16 protein-coding genes are annotated in these 16,389 nt (G+C 62.8%); 2 read left to right on the top strand and 14 right to left on the bottom strand.

Going from position 1 to position 16,389, the window contains the following annotated elements:
* Position 1 precedes the first annotated feature (1 nt).
* Positions 2 to 958, bottom strand: a complete 957-nt coding sequence (locus EFD55_RS23655) for a VOC family protein (protein WP_125847972.1) — start codon at positions 956 to 958, stop codon at positions 2 to 4.
* 168 nt (positions 959 to 1,126) lie between these two features.
* Between EFD55_RS23655 and EFD55_RS23650 the strand changes: the two genes are divergently transcribed.
* Positions 1,127 to 2,119, top strand: a complete 993-nt coding sequence (locus EFD55_RS23650; RefSeq protein WP_125847970.1) for a LysR family transcriptional regulator — start codon at positions 1,127 to 1,129, stop codon at positions 2,117 to 2,119.
* A 62-nt stretch (positions 2,120 to 2,181) separates the two neighbouring features.
* Here EFD55_RS23650 and EFD55_RS23645 read toward each other — a convergent pair whose 3' ends face one another.
* From EFD55_RS23645 to EFD55_RS23605, 9 genes are read right to left on the bottom strand one after another with little or no spacing between them, the layout of a single operon-like run.
* On the bottom strand, positions 2,182 to 3,066 hold the full coding sequence (locus EFD55_RS23645; RefSeq protein ID WP_125848019.1) for an intradiol ring-cleavage dioxygenase: 885 nt from the start codon (positions 3,064 to 3,066) through the stop codon (positions 2,182 to 2,184).
* Between the two features lie 7 nt (positions 3,067 to 3,073).
* Positions 3,074 to 4,828, bottom strand: coding sequence for an FAD-dependent oxidoreductase (locus EFD55_RS23640; protein ID WP_125847968.1), 1,755 nt, complete (start codon positions 4,826 to 4,828; stop codon positions 3,074 to 3,076).
* On the bottom strand, positions 4,828 to 5,910 hold the full coding sequence (locus tag EFD55_RS23635) for a branched-chain amino acid ABC transporter permease (protein ID WP_125847966.1): 1,083 nt from the start codon (positions 5,908 to 5,910) through the stop codon (positions 4,828 to 4,830). The genes EFD55_RS23640 and EFD55_RS23635 overlap by 1 nt, the downstream gene beginning before the upstream one ends.
* Position 5,911: 1 nt before the next feature.
* On the bottom strand, positions 5,912 to 6,775 hold the full coding sequence (locus EFD55_RS23630) for a branched-chain amino acid ABC transporter permease (RefSeq protein WP_125847964.1): 864 nt from the start codon (positions 6,773 to 6,775) through the stop codon (positions 5,912 to 5,914).
* A complete protein-coding gene (locus EFD55_RS23625; protein WP_125847962.1) occupies positions 6,772 to 7,482 on the bottom strand; it encodes an ABC transporter ATP-binding protein in 711 nt (236 codons plus the stop codon). The genes EFD55_RS23630 and EFD55_RS23625 overlap by 4 nt, the downstream gene beginning before the upstream one ends.
* The gene (locus tag EFD55_RS23620; protein ID WP_125847960.1) at positions 7,482 to 8,201 is read right to left on the bottom strand and encodes an ABC transporter ATP-binding protein; all 720 of its coding nucleotides are present in this window, start codon (positions 8,199 to 8,201) and stop codon (positions 7,482 to 7,484) included. The genes EFD55_RS23625 and EFD55_RS23620 overlap by 1 nt, the downstream gene beginning before the upstream one ends.
* A 3-nt stretch (positions 8,202 to 8,204) precedes the next feature.
* The gene (locus EFD55_RS23615) at positions 8,205 to 9,482 is read right to left on the bottom strand and encodes an ABC transporter substrate-binding protein (RefSeq protein WP_125847958.1); all 1,278 of its coding nucleotides are present in this window, start codon (positions 9,480 to 9,482) and stop codon (positions 8,205 to 8,207) included.
* Between the two features lie 24 nt (positions 9,483 to 9,506).
* Positions 9,507 to 10,571: a maleylacetate reductase gene (locus EFD55_RS23610; protein WP_125847956.1), complete on the bottom strand. Its 1,065-nt coding sequence runs from the start codon at positions 10,569 to 10,571 to the stop codon at positions 9,507 to 9,509.
* Complete coding sequence (locus tag EFD55_RS23605; RefSeq protein WP_125847954.1) at positions 10,568 to 11,428, bottom strand: dioxygenase family protein; 861 nt, start codon at positions 11,426 to 11,428, stop codon at positions 10,568 to 10,570. Before EFD55_RS23605 ends, EFD55_RS23610 begins: the two co-directional genes overlap by 4 nt.
* An 80-nt stretch (positions 11,429 to 11,508) precedes the next feature.
* On the opposite strand from EFD55_RS23605, the gene EFD55_RS23600 reads away from it, so the two are divergent.
* Positions 11,509 to 12,459: a LysR family transcriptional regulator gene (locus EFD55_RS23600; protein WP_125847952.1), complete on the top strand. Its 951-nt coding sequence runs from the start codon at positions 11,509 to 11,511 to the stop codon at positions 12,457 to 12,459.
* A gap of 34 nt (positions 12,460 to 12,493) precedes the next feature.
* On the opposite strand, the gene EFD55_RS33275 is transcribed toward EFD55_RS23600, so the two are convergent.
* From EFD55_RS33275 to EFD55_RS23585, 4 genes are all read right to left on the bottom strand, one after another.
* On the bottom strand, positions 12,494 to 12,667 hold the full coding sequence (locus EFD55_RS33275) for a hypothetical protein (RefSeq protein ID WP_165504862.1): 174 nt from the start codon (positions 12,665 to 12,667) through the stop codon (positions 12,494 to 12,496).
* A 66-nt stretch (positions 12,668 to 12,733) separates the two neighbouring features.
* Positions 12,734 to 13,174, bottom strand: coding sequence for a hypothetical protein (locus EFD55_RS23595; protein ID WP_125847950.1), 441 nt, complete (start codon positions 13,172 to 13,174; stop codon positions 12,734 to 12,736).
* Positions 13,171 to 14,499, bottom strand: coding sequence for a phosphatase PAP2/dual specificity phosphatase family protein (locus EFD55_RS23590; protein WP_125847948.1), 1,329 nt, complete (start codon positions 14,497 to 14,499; stop codon positions 13,171 to 13,173). Before EFD55_RS23590 ends, EFD55_RS23595 begins: the two co-directional genes overlap by 4 nt.
* A 9-nt stretch (positions 14,500 to 14,508) precedes the next feature.
* A complete protein-coding gene (locus tag EFD55_RS23585; protein ID WP_125847946.1) occupies positions 14,509 to 16,293 on the bottom strand; it encodes a bifunctional alpha/beta hydrolase/class I SAM-dependent methyltransferase in 1,785 nt (594 codons plus the stop codon).
* Between the last annotated feature and the right edge of the window lie 96 nt (positions 16,294 to 16,389).

The following is a 16,389-nucleotide window of genomic DNA, read 5'->3' as shown; positions in this document are numbered from 1 at the left end:
CTCAGAATGTCGCGGGTTCGAGACCTGCAATCAGTTCCTGCCGGCGATCTTCGAACCATGGTGGGAACACCAGCGTCGTGCCGATCTGGCCCGCCGGTTCGTCGAGCGCCCAACCGCCTTCGACCGACCAGGCGATCTCGAACAACGCCCCGCCGGGCGAGCGGACATAGCAGGACTTGAAATAGTTGCGATCCTTTTGATCCGAGACGTCGGTAAAGCCGAGGCCTTCGAGATGCGCCTTGAGCTCGAGCTGGTTTTCCTCGTTGCCGGTGTTGAGGGCGAGGTGATGGATCGTGCCGCCGGCCAGCGTCCAGGTGCCCTGCGGGCCGGTGGATTCGTGCAGCACCTCGACGATGCTGCTCGGCCCGCCGGCATTCGGCACGGAGAACATCAGGCCCTCGTCGCTGTCGGCTTCCTTCTTCATCGACATGCCGACGCCGAGGAACTCGTCCATCGCGGTGCGGTCGAAGACGGCGATGGCCGCGCCATAGATGCCCTTGATGCCATGGGCGGCGTTCACGTGCTGCGCTTCATTGACGATCGCCGGACGGTTGTCGGCCGGGCTTTCGACCAGTTCATGCGGAATGCCGCATGGATGCTTGAAAGCGACGCGGGTAATGCCGAAGCGCGAAATCTTGGCGGCATCGACACCCTTGCCGTTCAGCCGGTCGATCCAATAGTCGGCCGAACCGACCGGGATGGCCTGCTGGATGATCTTCGACTGGTTGGTGCCGCGCTTGCCGAAGACGGCCGGCTTGCGGAAGGGGAAAGTGGTGATGATAGTCGAGGCGTCGCCGTTCCGCGAGCCGTAGTAAAGGTGATAGACGGGGATGGTACCGTCGAACAGCACCGTGCGCTTGACCGAATAGAGCCCGAGCACCTTGGTGTAGAAGTCGTAATCCTCCTGCACACCGTCGGTGCAGAGCGTCAGATGGTGATAGCCGCTAACAAGGGCCATGTCGTCCTCCTCCAAAGACGTTGCGAATTCCGGATGCGGTTCCTCCACCGTTGTCATCCGGAACCACGGCGCAGCCTGCGTGTCGCAAACATCCCGTGAATGTGCCGACTATAGCCGATCCACTCCGCTCCTGATTGACATTGTTCATGCAAGCTATAGCAATTTGCTATGAAGATCGTCGAAGCGCACCTCGTCCAGCTCGCCGCCGTCATCGAGACCGGCGGTGTCACCGAAGCGGCCGCCATGCTCGGCATGACGCAGTCGGCGGTGTCGCGCACTCTCTCGATCCTGGAAAAGCGCATCGGCGAGCCGCTCTTCGTTTCCGGCCGGCGGCCGATGCAGCCGACACCGCTCGGTGAGCAGCTCGGCCAGCAGGGCAAGGTCATCCTGGCATCGTCGCGCAAGGCGATGGAGATCATCCGCAGCTTCAAGTCCGGCTCGTCGGGGCGGGTGCGGATCGGCGGTGTGCCCTTCTTCATGGATGCGGTTGTGTCGCCGATGATCGCCTCGTTCCAGCGCGGCGAGCCGGGCATCATGGTGCACCAGTCCTATGGCAACTATCCCGACCTCGTCGCCGAACTGGATTCCGGTCAGATCGACCTCGCAGTGACCCCGACCGGATCGGTGGATCTGCGCGCTGACTTGCACTTCGAGCCGATCCTGACGGCGCGCAATGTCCTGACCTGCGGCGCCGGCCATCCGTTGGTCCGCAAGCGCAACCTCACGACCGAGGACATCGTCAATTATCCCTGGATCGCGCCGTTGCCCGGGTCTCCGCTGGTGCTCGACCTGCACAATATTCTGCTGACGCTGGGGCTGGCGGAGGTGTCGCTACGCTATGCCGGCGGGTCGCTGTTGAGCGTCGTCAATTACCTCGCGGGCACCGATGCACTCGCCATTCTGCCGCATTCCGTCGTTCATGCCTTCCGCGGCGAGAATAAGATCAGCATCATTCCGCTTGATATTCCGCAGCCCGAGCGCGTGCTCGGCGTTATGACGCGCAAGAAGCCCTATTCAAACCCGGCCGGCCGCAAGTTTGTCGGCCATATCCGGCGGGAATTCGCTGAACTCCGGCGAGCGGTCGAGAAACACGAAAAGACAATCCAGTGGGTACAAGGACCGTTCATGGGCGAGCGCGAGCGTATCTTATCCGCCGACTGATACGGTGCTGAAAACGCACAGGAGAGGATGCGGTGCACGCATCCTCTCCTGTCGTCATTATGTCAGGTGCGGCTTCTCGCCAGCACGAAGTTATGCGCCACTTCCCAGAAATCGCCGGCGAATTCGTATCTTTTCGCGCGCCCCGGATCATTCACCCGGTTGAATTTCGCCAGCAGGCTTTTCTTGACCCCGAAAACTGCGTCCGAGTGGATATAGGGATCGTCGGGATCGAAGATATGCGTCGTCAGCGTCTCGAAACCGTCGGCGCTGATGATGTAGTGCAGATGAGCCGGGCGGTAGGGGTGGCGGCCGAGATGGCCGAGCAACTGCCCGACGGGGCCGTCATCCGGGATCGGGTAGTATTTCGGCTTCACGGCGCGGAACCAATAATGTCCATTCGGACCGGTCCGGAAGATGCCGCGCAGATTGAAGTCGGGCTGGATGCCCTTCTGCTGTACGTCATAGAAGCCTTCGTCATTGGCCTGCCAGACATCGATGACGGCATTGGCGATCGGCTTGCCCTCAGTGTCGAGGATACGGCCCTCAATGACCATGTCCTCGCCCTTGCTGTCGAGGCAGATATTGGCGCCCATCGGCAGTTCCGGAGCATCAGCAACGTGGAACGGGCCGAGCACCGTGCTTTCGGACGCGCCCGAGGGCTTTCGGTTGTTGATCGCATCAACCAGCATCGACACGCCGAGCACGTCCGACAGCAGGATAAATTCCTGCCGCCACTCGTTGCACATCTGGCCGGTTCGGGTGAGGAAGAGGATGGCCTGCATCCATTCCTCCTGTGTCGGCTCCAGTTCCTTCACCGCCTCATGCAGCTTGCGGGTGATGACGTCCATCACCTCCTTCAAGCGCTCGTCCTTGGCCCCGGCATTGCGGCCGGTCACGACCTCGACCGAGTTCCCCTCGGTGAAATAGCCCTTCTCATCCGCTCCCATCATCGCCTCACCGATCCAGAATTGTTGTCAAAACGCGGCGCAACTCGGCTGCTGGGTCAACGGCCAGCCGTTCGCAGCGCCATACGACGTGGTGGTCCGGCCGCACCAGGACGGCGCCGGCATCGCCCACCTCGCGGGCACGCGCCCAGTCGCCATAGTGATCCTGCCATGTTTGTCGTGGCCCGATGATATGGGTTGCGAGCGGCAGGCCGAGTTCCGCCGACAGGACTTCTGCTGCATCGACCCAGGCCCGGCCGCCGATACCGGTCAGGAGGGTGAACTTGCCGTGACCGCAGAGATCGAGCGTTGAGGCCTTCCGGTTACCCTCGCCGAACAGCCAGGCATGCGGCAGGCGCGCGCCGGGCCAGGTCGTCTGCTCGAAATGCAGTTCCTGATTGCGGGTGAATGGGGGCTCGGGCTGACCGTCGGCTGCGACCGCTGAGGATTTGTAGCGGTGGTTCATCTCTACGCCATGGGCGTCGAATTCATAGACCTTGAAGGCGATCGCCTCGCGCAGCGCCGCGCGCTGGTTCTCGGCGACCGTGCTGTCATCGCAGCGACGATCCATGTTTTCCTGCATCTTCACCGGGTCGATGGAATCGAGCAGGCCGAGCGCGCCGAAGATCGGGCCGAACTCCTCGATCGACTGGTTGGCGCGTGTGACGATCTGCTTTGCGATCGGCGCGCGCTCCTCGGTATAGGTTTCGAGCAGGCCGGCGCCGGCATGGCCCTTGATGACCATGGCGAGCTTCCAGGCGAGGTTGAAGGCGTCCTGGATCGAGGTGTTGGAACCAAGCCCGTTCGACGGCGGATGGCGGTGGATCGCATCGCCCATGCAGAAGACGCGGCCCATTTGGGTGCTCGTGGCGTAACAGTTGTTGACCGTCCACGTGGAGACCGAGGTGATCTCGATGTCGATATCGGGATCGCCGATCAGGTCTCGGGCCACGCCCTCGGCAAAGGCGTTGTCGACTTCCGGCACACCCTGGCTGATGTCATAGCCCCAGTTGATCAGCCACTCGTTCCATGGCCGGATCATGCGCACCAGCCCCATGCCGATGCCGCCGACATTCGAGCCCGGCTGCAGCACCCAGTAGAGGACCGACGGGCGGTGGGCGACGTAGCGGGTGAGATCAGCCTTGAACAGGATGTTCATCGAACCGGCCACGCCCATTTTGCCCTCGAAAGGCAGGCCGAGATGCTGCGCCACCAGCGAATTGCCGCCGTCAGCGCCGACCAGGTACTTCGAGCGGATGGTGATGTCCTTGCCGGTCAGGCGGTCCCGGCAGGTGGTCGTCACGCCATCGGCATCCTGCACGTGGCTCACATATTCGGTGGACATCCGCGCCTGCGTCCCCCGCGCGCATGCCGTCTTGAACAGCAGCGGCTCCATGAAGGTTTGCGGCAGGTCGTTCATTTCAGCGGGCGAGGAGAGCAGATGCTCGGCCTTGGACTTCGGATGGGTGCCCCAGGTCTTGAGACGGCCGAGTTCCTCGCCGGCGAGCGCGGTGCAGAACACGTTCTCGCCCATGATGTCCTGCGGGCTGCAATGGAGGTAGGCCTCCGCCTCGACCTCCTGACCGAGATCGCGCAGCACTTCCATGGTGCGCTGGTTGGTGATGTGGGCGCGCGGCGTATTGGCCAGCCAGCGATAACGGTTGATCGCCATGTTCTCGACGCCGTAAGTCGCAAGCAGTGCCGCGGTCGCCGAGCCCGCCGGGCCGGTTCCAATGATCAGGACGTCGGTTTCAATGTCGGCCATCAGTCACTCCCTCTGATGTCTTTGGTTTTGGGCTGGCCCGCCAGGATACGGCGGACGGGAAAGAGCTGGAATCCGGTGTGGTCCGTGAACAGGCCCCAGAGGCCGCGCGGCGCAAACAGCATGATCAGGATGCCGATCAAGCCGAGAATCAGCAGATACCAGGAACCGTAGTCGGCCAGCAGGCTCCGCAGGATGTAGAACACGATCACGCCGATGATCGGCCCCTCGATCGTGCCGATGCCGCCGATCACCACGATGAAGATCACATAGGCCGTCCAGTCCGGAACGGAGAAGGCGGCATCCGGCGAGATGCGCGCCTTCTGCACATAGATCAGCGCGCCGGTAAGGCCTGTCGCCAGTGCCGCGACCAGATAGACGAAGGACTTCGTCAAGAGTGGATCGACACCGACCGAGCGCGCGGCCTCGCGGTTGTCGCGCACCGCGGCGAGCCCCAGGCCCTGCTTCGAGCGAAGCAGCTTGTAGATCGAACCGATGGTGACCACGGCCAAAAGTAACGCCAGCCAGTAGCAAATGATATCGGTGGCCTGCGGCCCACGCACGCCGAGCAGGTCCGCGACGAAGCGCACGCCGAGCATGTCGCGGGTTGCGCCTGACGGCAGCGACGTGCCGGTTCCGCCACCCAGCGCTTTCCACTGCGCGAGCGACAGCCGCACGATCTCGGCGATGACCCAGGTGCCGATGGCGAAATAGGCGCCTTGCAGGCGGAAGACGAAGAAGGCCGTGGGCACCGACAGCGCCAGCGCCGCAAGCCCGCCGAGCATGATGGCCGCCATCGGATCCATTCCGAGCAGGCTGACGCCGGCAAACATCGCATAGGCACCAAAGCCGACAAAGGCCTGCTGGCCGACGGAGACCAGGCCGGCATAGCCGGCGAGTAGGTTCCAGCACTGCGTCAGCACCAGCATGGTCATGATGAAGAACAGGTCCTGGACGACCGAGCGCGAGACGAAGAGCGGCGCGGCGATGGCCAGCACCACCAAGATGAGGATCACCAGCATGGATGCGGAGGAGCGTCCCGTGCGAGTCGAGATGGTCCAAGAGGGGGAAAGGTGATCGCTCATATCAATCCACCGCCCGTGGGAAAAGGCCGCGCGGCCTGACTACCAGCACCAGCAAGAAGGCAATATGGCCCGCGAGGATCTGCCATTCCGGATTGATCGCGGCGCCCACGGTCTGCGCCACACCTATGATGATGCCACCGGCCAGCGTCCCCCAGAAGGAGCCGAGCCCGCCGATGATCACGGCCTCGAAGGCGTAGATCAACCGTGCTGGTCCCATGGTCGGATCGAAATTGGCGCGTGTGCCGAGATAGAGTGCTGCGATCGTCACCACCATCATGGCAAGCCCGGTGGCCGTGGCGAATATGCGCTCGGCGCGAATGCCCATCAGGCCCGCCGTGGCGCTGTCGTCCGAGGTGGCGCGGAAGGCACGGCCGAGCGGGGTGCGGTAGAAGACGAGGTTGAGCGCGACGATGACGCCCACCGCCGACAAGAAGGTGAGCAGCGGCATGGCGCCGATGCTGACGGGACCGATCTTCAGCGATGCCGTTTCCAAGGCGCCCACCGAAATCCTGCGGCTGTCGGCCGAAAAGCCCTCGAGCAGGCCGTTCTGGATCACGACCGAAAGGCCGAAGGTCACGAGCAGGGGCGGAAGTATATCGTTGCCAAGCGTCCGGTTGAGCACAAGGAATTGCAGTGCCCAGCCGAGTGCGAACATCACGGGCAGCGCGACCGCGGCGGCGGCGAATGGATTGAGACCGAGCGCCGAGACCAGCAGCAGGACCAGAAAGGCGGCCAGCACGATCAGATCGCCATGGGCGAGATTGACCAGCCGCATGATGCCGAAGACGAGGCTGAGACCCGCCGCGAAGAGTGCGTAAAGGCCGCCGAGCAATATCCCCTGAATGATCGTGTCGAGCCAGCTCATCGCGCATGCGCTCCGAAATAGGCGGCGTGGATATCCTCGCGGCTCAGCGTTGTCGGTGCGCCTGTCAGCGTCACCCTTCCCTCCATCATGCAGTAGACCCGGTCGGCCACTTTCAGCGCCTGGCCGATGTCCTGTTCGATGATGACGATCGATGCGCCCGTCGCGCGAATTTTCGGAAAGGCCGCGTAGATGTCCCTGACGACCACGGGGGCGAGGCCGAGGCTCACTTCGTCGCAGAGCAGCACACGCGGATTGGAGATCAGCGCGCGGCCGATCGCGACCATCTGCTGTTGTCCGCCCGACAGCGCCGTGCCGGGACGGTGGCGGTGCTCCTTCAGCACCGGAAAAAGATCGTAGATGGTGTCGAGCGACCACGCACCGTTGCCAACCCGGCCGTATTTGCCGATCAACAGGTTCTCCTCGACGGAGAGGGAAGGAAAGAGCCGACGGCCTTCCGGCACCATGGTGATGCCGAGTTGCAGGACATCCGGAGCGGCCAGCGCGCCGATCTCCCCGCCGTCGAACCGAATATGTCCGGGCACATTGCGGATCAGGCCGGAGATCGATCGCAGCAGGGTCGATTTGCCCGCGCCATTGGCGCCGATCACGGCGACCGTCTCGCTTTCATTCAAGGTGATATCGACGCCGAACAGCGCCTGGAAGTCGCCATAGAAGGCCGTCAGACCATGTGTCTCGAGCAGCGCCATCAGACATCGATCCCGAGATAAATTTCGCGCACGTCCTTTGAAGCCATGATCGTGTCGGGATCACCGTCCCCGATCACCCGACCGAAGTGCAGGACGATGAGCCGGCTGACGACCGAATTCAGGGCATGCAGCACATGCTCGACCCAGATGATGGAAACACCGCGCCCATGGATGTCGCGGATCGTTTCCACCAGTTCCTGGCATTCTCCTTCCGTTAACCCACCGGCAATTTCGTCAAGCAGCAGGATCTTCGGGTCCGTCGCAAGCGCGCGGGCCAGTTCGAGGCGCTTGCGCTGAAGGAGCCCCAGGCTTCCGGCCAGCTGGTTCGCCTTGGAATAAAGCCCGGTCTCGACAAGGATGTCGGCACAGCGGTCGCCGACCTCTCGTTCGACCTTGCGCGATCCGAAGGCGCCGGCAACCAGCAGGTTCTCGAATACTGTCAGCTTTTCGAAGGGCTGCGGGATCTGGAACGTCCTGCCGATCCCGGCGAGGCAGCGCGCCATCGGCGGCTGTCGCGTCATGTCGTTGCCGTCGAGCCGGATGGTGCCGGCATCGACGCGGATATTGCCGGTGATGAGGTTGAATAGCGTCGACTTGCCGGCGCCGTTTGGCCCGATCACGCCGAGCGCCTCGCCCTTTTCCAGCGCAAACGAAATCTGGTCGGCGACCTTCAGGGCGCCGAAGCTTTTCGATACCTGGTCGAGGGCGAGTATGGGCATGGCTCAGCCGATAGCTTCCATCTTGCCGCCCGTCGGAATGTTCGGCGCGGTCTGATTGTCGACGATGACAAGGTCGTAGCCGCCGCCGTCCTTGAGGCGCCACTGACCGCCGACCAGCGGCGTCTTGGCGATGTTCCTGGCGGCAAAGGGCGGCACATTGGCACCGTCCCAAGCCACCTTGCCGACGATCGTTTCGATGTTCGAGGCGGCGATGGCGGCGATAACCGCTTTGCTGTCGGTCGCGCCGGCACGCTTCATCACGTCGACGGCGACCTCGAACAGCGCATGGACGAAACCGATGGGCTGGGTCCAGGGCCGGCCGGTGACCTTGGTGAAGCCTTCAGCGAGCTCACCGGCACTCTGGCCGGTCAGCGACGACTTGAACGGATGGCTCGCCGACCACCAGACTTCGCAGGAAAGGTTATGCCCGTTCTTGCCGAGCGCCTCGACCGCCTGCGGGAACAGGATCGCCTTGCCGATGGAAGCGACCTTGGGCTTGAAACTCTGCTGCTGCGCCTGATTCCAGAATGTGGTGAAATCCGGAGGGATCATCACGCCGGTGATGATGTCGCTGCCGTCGGACTTGAAGGCGTTGATCTGGGCGGAAAAGTCGTCGGTCAGATTCTGGTATCGGCCCGGATCCTTGAGCGTATAGCCGAGCTTCTCCAGAACCGGCGGGAAGCCGACGACCTTGTCGCCCCAGGCATTACCATCGCCGTCATTTGGAAACAGGCCGCCGACCTTCTTGTTGGTCTCGAGCTGGCCCCACATATTGGTATAGACCGCAATGACGTCCTCAAGTCCCCAGAAAAAGTGGAAGGCGCTGTTGAACGGTTTCCACGATCCCGGATCGCCCGGATTTGCCTGCTGGCCGATGAACCAGGGCTGCCAGGGGGCTGCCGTCGAAATGCAGGGCACCTCTTCCGCCTCGCAGGTCGTGGCCACCGGATTGGTCGTTTCCGGCGTCGATGCCACGAGGACGAGATTGACCTCGTCGCTGACGATCAGTTCCTTGGCAACTTCGGCGGCGCGGTTCGGATTGGACTGACTGTCCTTCACCACGACTTCGTAATTCAGGCCGGCCGCCTTGGCGGCGGCCATGAAACCATCGATGATGAACTTGTCCGCCTCGGCGAAAGCGGCGAGTGGGCCGGTCTGCGGGCTGATATAACCGAGCTTGATTGGGGCGCCCTGGGCGACCGCCGGCATGGCGAGGCCGGATGTCGCCGCCAATGCACCCGTGGCGGCGGCGGACTTCAGCAAGTCACGTCTCGTAATCATATTCATTCCTCCTCCCAAAAGAATTCAATATGGCGGTCGTGTTCCGCTCCAGGCGTCCTGTAACAGTGCGCGGATCGCCGTCCGGTCGATCGTTCGCGGATTGGAATAGGGGTTCTTGGTCGCGATGTCGGCCGCCCGGTCGAGATCGGCCTCGCTGAGGCCGAAATCGCTCAGCGCCATCGGCGAGCCGATGGATTTGGCGAAGTCGTAAAGTGCCTGTCCGGGCGTCGCGTCACCGAAAATGTCGGAGATCGGCGTCATCAGGTCCGGTACGGCCGACGCATTGAATCCGATTGTATGCGGCAGCATCACCGAATGGGTTTCGGCATGCGGCGTGTCGAAACTGCCGCCCAAAGTGTGGCAGATCTTGTGATGCAGCGACATCGAAATCTGGCCGAGAACGGTCCCGCAGAGCCATGCGCCGTAAAGCGCCTTTTCACGTGCGGCGCCGTCGTGCGGACTGTCGATAAGGACGGGCAACGCGTCCTTGAGCGCGCGCATGCCATCGATGCTCATCATCGTCGTCATGGGATTGCGATCGGGCGCGTAGAGCCCTTCGGCGGCATGCGCAATCGCATTCAGGCCGCTGGTGATGCTCATGCCGACCGGCAGGCCGAGCGTGAGTTGCGGATCATAGATCACGACTTCGGGCGTGACCTTCGGGCTGCGCAGCGTGGTCTTGGCGCCGTTCTCCGTCTGGCCGAGGATCGGCGTGACTTCGGAGCCGGCATAGGTCGTGGCAACGACGATCTGCTGGATATCGGTGCGATAGGCCATGGCCTTTCCAAGCCCGGTCGTCGAGCCGCCGCCGAGCGAGACGACACAATCCGCGCCGAGCTCGGCCGCGCGTGCGACGGCGCGTTCGGTGACGTCGACCGGCGTATGCATGGTCGCCTCGGTGAAGGTGCCGACCGAGAGATTTCCGAGCCGCTTCGACATGGCTTGCGCATCGGATGCCTGGTGCGGCGTCGACAGCACAAGCGCGCGGCGGCATTCCAGGGCCTCCACCCATTTGCCAACATCGCCACTCGTCCCGTTGCCGAAGACGATGCGCGCTGCGCTGCCCTGATAGGTGAAGGATAGGGTCATGTCGTCCCTCGTCCCTTCTTCGCCCTGGCCATGGCGAAGGTGAAGTCGAGCGTCGACGCATCCCCCTTCCCGGTCGGTTTGAATTCCCCGATGAGTTCGTCCTTCACGCCGAACAAGGCGTCCTGGCCGAGATGCGGATCGCTGCCGTCATAGACATGCGTGCTGATCGTCTCAAAGCCATCGGCCTTGATCAGGAAATGGAGATGTGCCGGACGGCGCATGGCAAAGCCCAGTCCTCCCAGCATCTGCCCGACCGGGCCGTCGCCGGGCACGGCATAGCCGCCCGGACGCACGGTCTTGTAGCGGAAGCAACCCTGGTCGTCGGTGGTGAAGATGCCGCGAAGGTTGAATTCCGGCTGCTGGTCCGGCTGCTGGTTTTCGTAGAAGCCTTCGCTATTGGCCTGCCAGGTCTCGACCGTGGCGCCGGCGATCGGCTTGCCGTCGAGATCCTGCACATGGCCGCTGACGGCAAGCGTCGGGCCGACGCCGTCGAGCGATATGTTGGCATCGAGCGCCAGCCGTGGCGCATCGGCCCGATAGAAGGGGCCGCGCACCGTATTGGGCGTCGCGCCCTTCGGCCGGTTCGTGTTTATTTCCTCGACGAGTGCGGTGACGCCGAGCAGGTCGGAGAGCAGCACCCATTCCTGCCGGCGGCCGTCGCTGGCATGGCCGACATCGGTCAGGAATTCCATTGCCCGCCGCCAGTCGGCTTGCGACGGACGGGTCTCCCGAACGAGCTTGTGCAGATGCTCTATGAAAGGAACCATGAACGCTTGCAGCGGTCCCGCGGTGTGCTTGTCGAGCCGCTCGGCGACACGCTGCGCAGAGTTGCGCTCACTGAACGATATGTCTGGCATGACTCCTCCAATGACGAGAACCTAACAGGCCGAAATAGAGTGCTTGATAATTTTTTCGGCGATTTATATTCGTTATTGTTATGAAGATCGATGAAAGGCATCTTGCGCAGCTCGCAGCGGTCGTCCAGGCAGGCGGAGTGACTGAGGGGGCGACCATGCTCGGGCTCAGCCAACCGGCTGTGTCGCGCACGCTTGCGATGCTGGAAAAGCGTCTGGGCGAGCCGCTTTTCCTCAAGGGCAGACGGCCGCTGCAACCCACGCCGCTCGGCCGGGCGCTGGCCGATCACGGCCAGGCCATATTGACCTCTGCCCGCAAGGCATCGACCCTTGTGGAAGGCTTTCGCCATGGTCGCACCGGGCTGGTGCGCATCGGCGGCACGCCTTTCTTCATGGATGCTCTGATTGCTGGCATGGTCGCAGGCTTCCAGAATTCCTTTCCCGACGTCCGCGTCGAGCAGAGCTACGGCTATCTTTCCGAACTGCGCGCCGCCATCGTCGCGGACCGGATCGATCTCGCCATCTGCCCGATCGACATACTCGAAGAGGGCTCCGGCATGCATTTCCAGGAACTGTTGCCGGGCCGCAATGTCGTGGCCTGCCGCGTCACGCATCCGCTGCTGCTCAAGCGCAAGCTTGCGGGTCCTGAACTGCTCGACTTTCCCTGGATAGCGCCGCCGCCCGGCAGTCCATTGCTCGCCGATCTGCGCAGCCTGGTTCTCTCGCTCGGCGCCACCGAGACCAAGATCCGCTATGCGGGTGGTTCGCTGACGAGCGCGATCAACTACATGAAGGAAAGCGATGCATTGACGATCCTGCCGCATAGCGTCGTCTTCGCCTATCGCAACGATAGGGCAATCACCGCGCTGCCGGTCGAAATCCCCCACCCGGAGCGGGCGCTCGGCCTGCTCCGGCGCTCGGGCGATCCCGGGGCACCCGCCATCGAGGCGTTCTCGGCCCATCTTCGCAAGAGTTTCGAGAATCTGAGGCATCTGATCAAGCGCCACGAACAGTCCGTGATCTGGGGCATGTAGCGGGGAAGCCGGCGGGCATTCGCCGGCATTTTTCTCAGAAGGTCGCAGAATCGTCCGGCCACAACAGCACCGGCGCCGAGGCGGCGTCGACCACCGGACCCAGCGCGTGCCAGGCCCGGTTGGAATAAACCAGCGCCTCGGCCTGTCGCGTCGCATGCGCGCCGCCGGCGCAGCGAAGTCGCTGGTCTGCGCCAGATCGGGATGACATCCGTGATGGTGCTGGCAAGACCTGCCAGACACGCGCCGGCAAGCGCTTGCATCAACGGCCTGCGATTCAGCATAGCGGCTGGCCGTCGGTCACATCGAGCAGAAGGATCGCGAAAATCACGAGATAGATGGCGAGCACAATACGCTGCTGCCAGACGATGCGGCGCGATCCGGCAATACGCCTCTCAAGGCCAGGCGGCGTCCTGTCAGGCTTGCGAAGCTGCATACGGAACAACAGGTCGTCGACGGCGGCAAGACCGGCGGTCTCCGTCTCGTGGCTCGACGCGAGGCGAAACAGCAGCGCATCGAAGAGGAGATGGACAGCCAGCGCAAGGACTATCACGAAGAAAACTAGCATCAAGAGCCAGCCGAACGATGGAGCGAAGCCTCGATATCCTATGATGATCGGGCCGACAATCAGTGGGAGCAGCGCTGTCAGCCCGGAGAAGATTGAATTGCGACCGAGATTTCGCGCGGCGGCCGAGGCTGTCATCTTCCACTGCGTCATCGCAGGCCCTCCGTCACGGCATGGAGACTTTCCACGGGCAGATGAACGCGCCACCCCGCCCGTTCGATCAGTCGCAGCGCTTCGGCAGCATCGTCGCAACGTCGGCTGATGAGCAGCCAACGCACGATGACGCCGGCGCTCCGCTGGAAGCCGAGCGCACAGCAGACGAGGACCGGTCCCTGCTGGCGGACAGCCTCGAGGAGGTTCGCCGCGGCAAGCGTCTGGATCTTGTCGAGGGCTGTAAGATCAAGGGTGGGAAAGCTGCACCAGCGCGCGAGCGTCCCGCTCGGGCGCTGAAGTTCGCCGGTAATGTCGATCACCGTGGCAAAACGGTTGGCCTCGTGGCGACGCGGAAAACGACCGAGATGGACGCCGTCAGCGATTACCACGGATTCCGGCATTCTCCAGGTCCAGAGCCGAATGTTGATAAAAGCGCCGAGCCGGTAGGGTGCCAGTAGCCAGCGACTGGCAAGTGTCGCCCGGCCATCGACGCGTTTCTGAAATATCCGCGGGCCGGCGCCGAAATATCCGACTGCGACGATCGCCAGGGCAACAGCCGGCCAGAGCAATAGAAGCGCTGCTGGCGAGAGAGGAGTGCAGAGCGCCGCAAGGCCGAGAAATGCGACGGCACCGCACAGATAATAGATGCCGAGACGGCGCGACTTTGGATCGTCGCCCATTGCAAAGGCCGCCAGAGGCGAACCGGCATGGCGCGGAAAAAGCCAGACGGCAAACAGACCCAGCAGCATGCCGGTCGGTATGTCGATGACGTGGTGCTGCCACGTGGTCAGCACGGAGGCACCGATCAGGAAGCACCAGAGGTGCCAGAGAAGCCGCACCTTCCGCGGCAGCCGGCCGCGCAGATGATCCCAGATCACCACCAGGAGCGCGATATGGAGCGACGGCGCTTGATTGAACGGCTTATCGAAGCCACCGAGGACGGCGAACATGAAACCGGGCAAGCCGCTCGTTGCCGGCCGCACGAAGGTCGCTTCGAGCGGAAATGCGATAAAGCAGGCGACGGCTATTATCTGGATCGTCAGGTAACGCCTCGCGAGCATATCCACATCGCGCGGTGTCGTGTTGATGAACAGGCAGAGCGCATAGAACAGATTGATCGACCAATAGGGAATGATAGTCCATCCGAGGAACGGAATGGCGCTTTCCCATGCGAAGGCGACGTTCGGTACATGAGCGCGTTGCGATGCCAGCCAATTGGCGCCGCCATAGCTCAGATAGAAGAACGGCGCCAGGAAGGCGAGCCAGAGTGCCGCCCGCTTCGGGACCAGCGCGGACTGGGAAAAAGTTGAACGTACCTTCTCCACGCTTTGCCCTCAGACTCTCTCGGCCAGCGAGACAGTGAAAATGCCCCACTGGTCGATGCGCTGTTCGATCTTGCGAAAACCGGCTGCGGCGACCAGCTGGTCCATTTCCTCTTGCGTCCGCCGCCGCATCACCCACGCCTCGCCGCCGCGGTGGGAGGTCAGTGCGCGGGCGATCATCTCCAGTTGCGGATGCCATGGCTGGTTGGTGTAGACAAGCAGACCACCCGGCCGCATCGCGCGGGCGATCCCGTTGAGCGAGGCGGCGATCATCGCATTGTCGGAAAACAACTCGTAAAGGCCGGAGACGATCGCGAGATCCGGAGCCGGCGTGATTGCAGCCAGCCCCTCGCCGTCAAAGGCATCCTGTTGGCGGAAGCTCACGAAATCACTCAGTCCACGTGTGGCAATGCTCTTGCGGCCGGCGTCGACGTTGATGGAGGAATAGTCCTGCAAACGTGCACTGTCGGGACGCACGGCAGCCATTTCGATGGCATCAAGGACATAACGGCCGTGCCCGGCCGCTATGTCGAGCATATTGGTACTGCGGCCGGCTACTTTCAGGCGCTGCAGCGCGCGGTCGATCAGCTCCTGCAAGTGCAGCTTGCGCTGCCTGATGCCGCGCCAGCCGATCGCCTCGAGGAACACCTTGTCGATCATGCGCCCGCCGGGACCGAGCCCGCGCGGCTTGTTCTCGTAGACGTAATCGAGCGTCGAACCCGAATCAAAACCGGTCTTGACCCCGGTCTTTATGCCTTCGGACACCAAGGCGCCGATCTTGATGTTGAGGCGGCTGAGCACCCAGTAGATGCCCCGTGGGGATGCGGCATCAAGCGGGCTCGCGAGCCGGTCGGCTTCGTCCTTGGTGTAGCCCTGGATATGGGCGGTGCGAAGGTCGGCAGGTGCCCGGGGCTCGGCGAAACGCGCCTCGATAAAACGGCGGACCTCGGCGAGCGCAATCGCACGGTCCTTTTCGCCAAGCGTGTCATGGTAGAAGCCGGCAAGCACATGCCGTTCCTTGATGCGGCTGCCGAGGTTTTCGTAAAACCGGTGCTGCGGTGCGTGTCGCACCACCCAGTCTCTGCCGGAGATCAGCAGCTGGGTCGGAACGGTGATGGCGCGGGCGTCGCCGACGACGCGGGCTGCCGCCTCATAGAGCTGCACCAGGATGTTGGAGGCAATCGGCCTAGATATCAATGGGTCGGATTCGTAGGAGGCGATGCGCTCGGGGTCATGCGTCAAGAACTTTGCCTTGACATAGGAATTGACGAAGAACGTTCCCTTGAGCTTTTCCCAGAGCGCAATGCCTTCTTTGGCAAAAGGCACGTAGAGCTTGACGCTGAAGGCCGGTGAGGCAAGCACGAGCGCACGGATCGGCGGTGCATAGTCGTGCACCCAGGTGGTGGCGAGGACCGCGCCGACGCTCTGCGCAATGACGGCGATGTCTTCGACTGAGATACCGCTTGTCTCGCTGACATGGCGGACAAAGCAATCGAGATCATGCGCCGAGGCAGCAAAGGATGGCGAATAGCCGCGCTCTCCCGGTGAACGCCCGTGGCCGCGTGCATCCCAGGCGTAGAAGGAAAAATCATCGAGGCCGAGCTCGGTGGCGAGATGGGCGACGCGGCCGCTATGCTCGTGCCCGCGATGGAGAAGAATGATTGCGCCCTTCGGTGCGACGCCCGTCGAAGGCCACGTCCGATAAAACAGTCGGGTGCCGTCATGCGACTCGAATTCGGATTCACGCATTGGTCTGGCCGTCGAGGGCGGTTGCACACTATCGGCAGTCTGCAGCACGGTCTTCTCCAATTCTGACTGGTGGGTGGGTTGCAACCATTGGCGGAACAGTGATTTGTCTTCATTGCAAAAGTCTAGTCGCAAATGTAAGCCCTT

Origin of the sequence: Rhizobium pisi (genome assembly GCF_003938655.1) — a bacterium.
Classification (GTDB): Bacteria; Pseudomonadota; Alphaproteobacteria; order Rhizobiales; family Rhizobiaceae; genus Rhizobium; species Rhizobium pisi.
Note: the sequence above shows the minus strand (reverse complement) of the source record. Positions and strands in the feature narration are given on the sequence as shown.